Below are 2,539 nucleotides of genomic sequence, written 5' to 3'. Positions count from 1 at the left end.
GGGCGCGGCGGCGGCCGCCGCCAGCGGTCCAGGCGCGCGTGCGCGGTGGTGAGCAGGTCGTCGGTCCAGGCGCGGTCGGCGCGGTAGTGCCCGGACATCAGGCCCAGCCGGACCGCCATCGGGTCGACCTTGTCGGCGCGCAGCCGGGAGACGAAGACCAGGTTGCCCCGGGACTTCGACATCTTCTCGCCGTCCAGGCCGATCATGCCGGCGTGCACGTAGTGGGCGGCGAAGGGCGCCTCGCCGGTGAGCCGCTCGGCGTGCGCGGCGGAACACTCGTGGTGCGGGAAGAGCAGGTCGTTGCCGCCGCCCTGCACGTCGATCCGGTCACCGAGCAGGTTCAGCGCGATCACCGCGCACTCGATGTGCCAGCCGGGGCGGCCGGCGCCCAGCTCACCGCCGGGCCAGGACGGCTCGCCCTCGCGGGCGCCGCGCCACAGCAGCGGGTCGAGCGGGTCGCGCTTGCCGGCCCGGTCGGGGTCGCCGCCGCGCTCCGGGAAGATCTCCAGCATCTGCTCGCGGGTCAGGTTCGACTCGTAGCCGAACTCCGGGGCGGCGTTGACGTCGAAGTAGATGTCGCCGGTGCCGTCGTCGAGCCGGTACGCGGCGCCGTCCTTGAGCAGGAGGAGGACCTTCTCGGCGATGTCCGGGATCGACTCCACCGCGCCGACGTAGTGCGCCGGCGGGATGATCCGCAGCGCCTCCATGTCCTCCCGGAACAGCGCGGTCTCCCGCATGGCCAGGACCTTCCAGTCCTCGCCGTCGCGCGCCGCGCGCTCCAGCAGCGGGTCGTCGATGTCGGTGACGTTCTGCACGTACCGCACGGTGAGGCCCGCGTCGCGCCACATCCGCTGCACCAGGTCGAACGTGATCATGGTGGCGGCGTGGCCGAGGTGGGTGGCGTCGTACGGGGTGATGCCGCAGACGTACATGGTGGCCGCGGCGTCGGGGCGGCTGGGGTGGACGCCGCGCCGCGCCGAGTCGTACAAGCCCAGTGGCCCGCCGCCGCCCGGCAGCCGTGGCACCTCGTGTCCCGCCCAAGACTCCATGACCGTCAGCCTAACGAGCCGTCCGGCGGCGGGCAGGCACCCCACGGGTGATCAACGTGACAGCGACTCACATGGGGGGCCAGGGCATCGCCGGCCAGTCCTGCGGGGGCTGCGGGTAGCACCCGGTGTCGCGCAGCCGGTCGATCCGCGCCGCCAGCTCGGCGATCTCCCCGATCGTCAGGTGGGCGGACAGCTCCTCGCCCAGCTCACCGGCGACCTGGCCGGCCAACGTGTCGAGCGTCTCCACCGCGTCCGGCGGGAGTTGCCGGCCGGCCCAGCCCCAGAGCACCGTGCGCAGCTTCTCCTCCACGTGGAAGCAGACGCCGTGGTCGACCCCGTAGAGGCGGTCGTCCGGGCCCACCAGCACGTGGCCGCCCTTGCGGTCGGCGTTGTTCAGCACCGCGTCGAGCACCGCCAGCCGGGCCAGCCGCGGGTCGTCGGCGTGCGCCAGGGCGTACGCGGCGCCGTCGTCGTCGCGGGCCGCGGCGACCGGGAACCAGCGCGGCGGCACCGCCTCGGCGGGTACGAAGCCGACCAGCGGCTCGGCGTCGTCCGGCTCGTCAATCCAGAGCTGGCAGGAACCGGGGCCGAACGGGCCGTCGCGGAGCACCGTCGGCGGCACCAGGTCCCAGCCGGTGGCCCGGGAGACCAGGTAGGCGGCGACCTCCCGGCCGGCCAGGGTGCCGTCGGGGAAGTCCCAGAGCGGCCGCTCGCCGCGCACCGGCTTGTAGACGCAGCGGGCCGTCCGCCCGCCCAGGGTCAGAATTCCGCGCAGGGTGGTGTTGGAGGCGTCGACCAGCCGCCCCTCCAGGGCGAGCTCACCGTCGCGCAGCAGCCGGAGCGCCGCGCTGCCGTCCTGGCGGGGCTGCAACTCCGACGAGGTCACCGGTGGTAACCGTTGTGCCGCGGGCAGAGGTGCCCGGCGGGGTCGAGCGGCTGGCCGCAGAGCGGGCAGGGCGGGCGGCCGGCGTTGACCACCCGGCGGGCCCGCTCGATGAACTCCCGGGTCGCCTCGGGGGTCAGCCGTACCCGGAGCCGGTCGAGGTCCTCGTCCGGCTCCTCGACGTCGTCCTCGTCGTCGTCCTCCTCGTCGCCCAGCTCGACCTCGACCTCCGCCTCACCGGCGGCGATCGCCTCGATCACCACGGTCGCGCTGTCGACGTCGAAGGCCAGGCCGAGGGTGCCGACCCGGAACTCCTCGTCGACCGGGGTGTCCAGCGGGTCGTTGTCACCGACGAGGGTGGGCGCGGCGTCGGGCAGGTCGACGCCGAACCGGCGCTGGGCCTCGGCGAGCAGCTCCTCCAGCTTCTCGGCGAGCAGGGAGACCTGCACCTTCTCCAGCGCGACGCTGACCAGCCGGCCACCGCCGCGCGCCTGGAGGAAGAACGTACGCTCCCCCGGCGGCCCGACGGTCCCGGCGACGAACCGCTCCGGCGGCTCGAAGGCGTGCACCTGGTGGGTCATACCCACGACCCTATCCGGCACACGGA

At 74.2% G+C, this 2,539-nt stretch carries 3 protein-coding genes; all 3 read right to left on the bottom strand.

The features are described 5' to 3' along the window. Positions 1-1,049, bottom strand: a 1,049-nt coding sequence (gene mshC, locus JNW89_RS34285; RefSeq protein WP_238452194.1) for a cysteine--1-D-myo-inosityl 2-amino-2-deoxy-alpha-D-glucopyranoside ligase, incomplete at its 3' end; no start/stop codon positions are given. A 67-nt stretch (positions 1,050-1,116) separates the two neighbouring features. Next, positions 1,117-1,935: an SCO1664 family protein gene (locus JNW89_RS34280; RefSeq protein ID WP_238452193.1), complete on the bottom strand. Its 819-nt coding sequence runs from the start codon at positions 1,933-1,935 to the stop codon at positions 1,117-1,119. After that, positions 1,932-2,513 (bottom strand): DUF3090 domain-containing protein, encoded by a 582-nt coding sequence (locus tag JNW89_RS34275; RefSeq protein WP_238452192.1) that lies wholly within the window; start codon positions 2,511-2,513, stop codon positions 1,932-1,934. The genes JNW89_RS34280 and JNW89_RS34275 overlap by 4 nt, the downstream gene beginning before the upstream one ends. Positions 2,514-2,539: the final 26 nt, after the last annotated feature.

The organism is Micromonospora sp. 4G55 (assembly GCF_016803375.1).
The sequence above is the reverse complement of the archived record's forward strand: the minus strand, read 5'-3'. Positions and strand labels throughout refer to the sequence as shown.

Bases quoted from the DNA above. Each gene is read 5' to 3' on its own strand.
- JNW89_RS34275 (WP_238452192.1), bottom strand. From the start codon at position 2,513: ATGACCCACCAGGTGCACGCCTTCGAGCCGCCGGAGCGGTTCGTCGCC.